Genomic DNA, 5,298 nt, shown 5'->3' with positions numbered 1-5,298 from the left:
TGCCAAGAACATAGACCCGGACCTGCCGCTCAAACCGCCGATCGGCCGCAGCGGGCGCGCCGAGACCAGCCGCCAGATCTACAGCATCGACGCGGTCAACGAATTCGACCCCTTGTTCGAGGACATCTACGATTACTGCGAGCTGATGGAACTCGACGTCGACACCCTCATCCACGAGTTCGGCGCTGGCCAGATGGGCATCGATTTCCTGCACGGCGAACCGCTGTCAACCGCCGACAATGTGTTCCTTTTCAAACGCACGGTGCGCGAAGCGGCGCTCAAGCACGGCATGTACGCGACCTTCATGGCCAAGCCGATGGGCAGGGAGCCCGGCTCTGCGATGCACCTGCACCAGGGCGTGCGCGACAGTGCCAGCGGCAACAATTTATTCAGCCTGCCCGATGGCAAGCCTTCGCCGGCCTTCTTCCATTACATCGGCGGCTTGCAGCGTTACATACCCGCGGCCATGGCGCTGGTGGCGCCGTATGTGAATTCCTACCGCCGCCTGGTGCCGAACACGGCGGCGCCGGTCAACGTGCGGTGGGGCGGCGACAACCGCACGCTCGGTTTTCGGGTGCCGAAGTCGGGGGCGCAGGGGCGCTGTATCGAGAACCGCCTGGTCGGCGCCGACGCCAATCCCTACCTGGCGTTCGCGGTCACGCTGGCGTGCGGCTACCTTGGCATGACGGAGCGCCTGGCGCCGGGCGAGGGCACCAGCGGCAGCGCGCGCGTGCGCGACGAGGTGCTGCCGCAGGGGCTGCCCGAAGCGCTGCGCCTGCTGCGCGCCGAAGGCAAGCTGCGCGAGGTGCTCGGCGAGCGCTTCGTCGACGTCTACGCCGCCATCAAAGACCAGGAGCATCTCGAATTCATGACCGTCATCAGCCCGTGGGAGCGTGAACATCTGTTGCTTCATGTGTGACAAGGCTGGCGTGGCCGAGCCCTTGTCGACGCGTTTTTTCTTTCGCCGCGGTGGCTTGTCCTGCCTTGGCGGCTAGCGCAAACATACCCAGTCCGATGCCTGCGCCTATAAACGGAACCAACATTCTGTCCTGGAGCCTGTCGGACTTAGGGAGTCGAAGCGAAACGGTCGAGGCAAAAAAACGCTGGACGAGGACAGATTTTGACGATTTCGCAGTGCCAATAGCGAGCTATTGGCCGAGAAAGCGGCGAAATATGGACCGTCCAGCACTTTTTGCAGCCGACGATCCTAAGCCCGACAGGCTCCTAGCCTGGACATTGCCTCGATGATCATCGGGGCGGCTTGGGCAGCGGTATGAACTCGGTCTCGCCGGGGATTTTTGCGTAGCGCTGGGCCTCCCAGGCCTCCGATGCCGCCGCGATGCGTTCTTTGCTCGACGAGACGAAGTTCCAGAAGATGAAGCGGCGGGCGTCCAGCGGTTCGCCGCCGATCACGACGAATCGCGCGCCGTCGGCGCTGCTCACGCGCGTGCCGATGCCCGTTTCCAGGTAGGCCATGACGTGCGGTTCGAGCGCCTCGCCGTCGAGCGCGATGTTGCCGCTGATGGTGTAGAGCGCCGCCTCTTGCGGCAGGTTGGAAAGGAGCAGGGTGTGGCCGGCCTCGAGCCTGATATCGAGGTACAAAGTTTCGCAGAAGGTGGCCACGGGCGAGGTCTGGCCGAAGGCGCTGCCGATCAGCACACGCGCTTCGCCGCCCGCGAAGGTGGCGGTGGGAATGGCGCTCGCCGGCGTGTGGGAAAAACTTGGCGCGACTTCCTCGTGCTCGCGCGGCAAAGCTGCCCACAATTGCAACCCGTGGCTGCGGCGCGGCTTGCCCTTGAGGTCGGCCGGGGTGCGCTCGGAATGGACGATGCCGCTGCCGGCCGTCATCCAGTTGATGGCGCCCGGCTCGATGCGCTGCACCGAACCGAGGTTGTCGCGGTGATCGATCGCACCCTCGTACAGATAGGTCACGGTGGCCAGGCCGATGTGCGGGTGGGGGCGCACGTCGTGATTGGCATCGGGCGGCACGTCGAGGGGCCCGAAATGGTCGAAAAAGATGAATGGACCGACCGCTTGCCTTGCCGCCGCCGGCAGCAGGCGCCGTACCGTGAGGCCGCCGCCAAGGTCTTTGTCGTGGGGTTTAAATAGATGTGCGATGGCCATGGCGTCAAGCGAGTGAGGTGGTGATTTCGGTGGCGGCCGTGCTCATCAGCTTATGGATCGGGCACTTTCCGGCCGCGGCCAGCAGTTCCTGGCGCTGGGCCTCGCTCAGATCGCCAGACAGGTGGAGCCTGGTATGGAGGCGGTAGATGCCATGGCGTTCTTCGCTGGCGTCGCGTTCGATCTCGACCCGCACATCGTCGAGCGCGATGCCCTTGCGGCGCGCGTACCACACGACCGTGAGCGCCTTGCACGAGGCGAGCGCGGCGTCGTAAAGATCGTGGGCGCCGGGGCCGCTGTCGGTGCCGCCTTGGTCCGCGCTGACATCGACGGGGAACTCGTGCCCGCGTATATGGACGATATGGCGCATCGGCTGCGACAGGTCGCGGGTGACGGTGATCGGCATCTGCTTCTTTCCGGTAATTGACGGTCAAGCTCAAATTTACACCAAAAACCGGGTCCGAGGCGTTGTCGGGAGCGCAAGGAACGCCCGGCGTGGTCGCGCCGAATGGCCCTCCGATGGCCGCGCCGAGGCTTGGCCCATGGGCATGCGCAGCCACCTCGATGACGGCGCGAACCTAGCCCGGACGCGGTCCGGAAGCGGCACGGGCGCGGCACGGGCGCGCGTGCGTGGCGTTAATGCGCCGTCAGGCCGCGGCGCCGAGCGCCGGCAAGGCCAGCGGTTCGCGCAATCGGACGATTTGCTGTATGCCGTCGCCATCCATGATCATCACACTCTTCAATTTGATGCCGTCGTGGTCGACGAACACCTCGCGCGGACTGAAGATGGTGTGGTCCCAGCCCTCGAGCAGGACTTCGACCATGTCGCTCTTGGGGTCGTAGACTATGCCCAGGAAGGGGGCGAATTCGGACTCGGTCTGCGCCCCGATGGCGAGCGAGTTGACCTCGATCTCGGCCTCGTGGTTGGGGAGTATTTTGGACATGCATCGAAATAACGCTGCCATTTTGCTTTGTCCAGTTGTTCGGTCGCCATGTTATCTCTCCTTGAGTAACCTGGCTGTTAGACCCCGCCGGCTGCGTAAAATTCCACGGTGTCGCATGGCCTGCACGGCCCCGCTGGTCGAACAAGGGCGTCCTATTCGGATGCAGCTACAATCGACAGTCGACCGACATGACTTTCGAGACGAAGGAATAATAATGGGTAAGGGTGTATTTTCGCAGGGGCTGGTCATTCTGCTGTCGGATGCAGTGCGACTTGACGCGCTTCGTGAATGTCTTTGCGCCTCGTACATGATCGGTAACGAAGTGGCTGCGGCCGGGCACTGGGAATTTGGCGGCCCCTCTTTGGTCTTCGAATACGATGCGGCGGTTAACGGCCGCGTTATGGTCGATATCGTAGCGCGTAAATGGCCCGATCAGATGGGAGATTCAAAAGACGAAGCCACCCTTTTCGGGGCATGGTCGATGGGCCATTTTGGTCCCTTCGCCTATCCTGGCGGGCTCGGTAGGGCCGTCGAGCAGTCTTGGACCTGGGATCACGGAGCCTCGGACGTCGAGCGCCATACCGCCTTCGTCCGTATCAGAACCAGCTATGTCCTCGGTTCCAATGATGACGCCGCGATACTGCCGGCAAACTACGACCCGGTCCGCGAGTTGGACTTCATTACCGACGTCGCCCAGCAGCTTCTTGCGCTGGATGAGGCAATCTGCTACTTCAACCCAAGCGGAGAAAAACTGTTGTCGGCTTCCAAACTTGAGGATCTGCTTGATTACAACAGCACGCAATCACTGCCTTCTCTCGACGTATGGTGCAACATCAGGATGTTCAAGCTCGAGTCGGACTGGCTCATCATGGACACGGTCGGGAATTGGCAGCTCGATATGCCGGACCACGAAGCGGCATTCCATAAGGATTGCTTTTTGCCGAGGGAGGTTGACAATTTTCTTTGGAATACCTCACTCTATATTCTCAACAACGGAAACATCATCAAGGATGGCGACACCATGGATGGCCCTGGAGATATTCGTTGGCAAGCCTACAGCTTTGAAAATGGCCTGAGCAGCCCGCCGCGCGACGTCATTCGCTGGCTGCCGCTGGATGCGGCGAAGATTCCCGAGATACTGTTGCCATCAAAGAGTGCTGTTTCCGAAGCGGGGCGCGCCTCCGAAACCGCCAAAAAGAGCTGGTGGAAAAAATGGTGAGTATTATGCAACGCGAAAAACGCGCCTTGATGGCCGATTCGGGGCCCGGGAAGGCTGGGCGGGTCCTGCCGCTTGCCCGTAGCGCAACGCAATTGCGGCGAGGGACGCCAACTGCGCATGCATGCTGGCAAATTTGCTGAATGACAGGCTAAAATGGTGGTTTTGGATCTATCGAGGACGCCGCCATGTATGAGCAACCGCACTTCACGATCAATCGCAGCCTCATTGTGTTGTTGCCAAAACAGGCAGCCTACGACTGGCTCATGGGCGCCGGCACCAATCCCCCCAAGCTGACCTTGGCCGAAATCCGGAAGGATCCGAACGGCTTCCTGGTGTCGCAGAGCAAGGTCGAGAATTTGGACGTCGCCGAGAGCTGGGTCCATCAACGCTGGGACCTGTTCTTCACCCATTTCCTCAATTCGTGGCACACCGACGAACAACATTGGCCGCAAAAACGCAGCCTCGCGATGTTCAAGGAATTCTTCGAGATTCAATCCCATTTCAAGGTATGGGATTTGTCGGACGAACCAATCGAACGCGCGGAAGCGGCGTAAACCGGCGGCGGCTGTTACCTGTTACACCGGCTTTTGTTCCCAGCCTTTCGGCGCGGGAGCGTCGAACGGCGCCGGCACCGGGATGTCGGTGAACTGCGCCGGTCCCGCCACTTCGAGATACTCCATATCGGGCGAGTAGTCAAACAGGTAGTGGCGGATGCCAGGCGCCTGATGGATGCAATCGCCCGCCGACACCAGCGTCTCCTGGTCTTCGTACATGAACCGGGCCCACCCCTTGAGCATGTACACGATGTGGAATTGCGCGTCGTGGATATGCCAGCCGGTCCCCTTGTCGGGCGCCGCGCTGGCGCGGACGAGCTGGGCCAGCACCTTGCCGTGGGTCGCCTGTTCGACGCCGAGGTCGCGGTATTGGAAGAAGTCGCGCTTGCCGCCCGAGACAAACTCGGTATCCGACGGTTTGACATGCGAAAAGTCGGTTTCGAGGTTTAAATTTTTGTGA

7 protein-coding genes are annotated in these 5,298 nt (G+C 61.4%); 3 read left to right on the top strand and 4 right to left on the bottom strand.

Going from position 1 to position 5,298, the window contains the following annotated elements:
- A partial coding sequence (locus C7C56_RS26495; protein WP_106760338.1) for a glutamine synthetase family protein occupies nucleotides 1–919 on the top strand: 919 nt, incomplete at its 5' end.
- 329 nt (nucleotides 920–1,248) lie between these two features.
- On the opposite strand, the gene C7C56_RS26490 is transcribed toward C7C56_RS26495, so the two are convergent.
- The 3 genes from C7C56_RS26490 to C7C56_RS29200 form a co-directional block, all read right to left on the bottom strand.
- The gene (locus C7C56_RS26490) at nucleotides 1,249–2,124 is read right to left on the bottom strand and encodes a pirin family protein (RefSeq protein WP_106760337.1); all 876 of its coding nucleotides are present in this window, start codon (nucleotides 2,122–2,124) and stop codon (nucleotides 1,249–1,251) included.
- A gap of 4 nt (nucleotides 2,125–2,128) precedes the next feature.
- On the bottom strand, nucleotides 2,129–2,527 hold the full coding sequence (locus C7C56_RS26485) for an OsmC family protein (protein ID WP_106760336.1): 399 nt from the start codon (nucleotides 2,525–2,527) through the stop codon (nucleotides 2,129–2,131).
- 241 nt (nucleotides 2,528–2,768) lie between these two features.
- Nucleotides 2,769–3,086, bottom strand: coding sequence for a DUF5335 family protein (locus tag C7C56_RS29200; RefSeq protein WP_267874742.1), 318 nt, complete (start codon nucleotides 3,084–3,086; stop codon nucleotides 2,769–2,771).
- A gap of 193 nt (nucleotides 3,087–3,279) precedes the next feature.
- On the opposite strand from C7C56_RS29200, the gene C7C56_RS26480 reads away from it, so the two are divergent.
- Together C7C56_RS26480 and C7C56_RS26475 are read left to right on the top strand one after the other, a co-directional pair.
- The gene (locus C7C56_RS26480; protein ID WP_181373372.1) at nucleotides 3,280–4,284 is read left to right on the top strand and encodes a DUF4261 domain-containing protein; all 1,005 of its coding nucleotides are present in this window, start codon (nucleotides 3,280–3,282) and stop codon (nucleotides 4,282–4,284) included.
- A 185-nt stretch (nucleotides 4,285–4,469) separates the two neighbouring features.
- A complete protein-coding gene (locus C7C56_RS26475; RefSeq protein WP_106760334.1) occupies nucleotides 4,470–4,838 on the top strand; it encodes a hypothetical protein in 369 nt (122 codons plus the stop codon).
- Between the two features lie 21 nt (nucleotides 4,839–4,859).
- Here C7C56_RS26475 and C7C56_RS26470 read toward each other — a convergent pair.
- Nucleotides 4,860–5,298: cupin domain-containing protein (locus tag C7C56_RS26470; protein WP_106760333.1), on the bottom strand; the 439-nt coding region annotated here is incomplete at its 5' end.

The organism is Massilia glaciei, from assembly GCF_003011895.2.
In the GTDB taxonomy this organism is placed as follows: Bacteria; Pseudomonadota; Gammaproteobacteria; order Burkholderiales; family Burkholderiaceae_D; genus Telluria_A; species Telluria_A glaciei.
The sequence above is the reverse complement of the archived record's forward strand: the minus strand, read 5'-3'. Positions and strand labels throughout refer to the sequence as shown.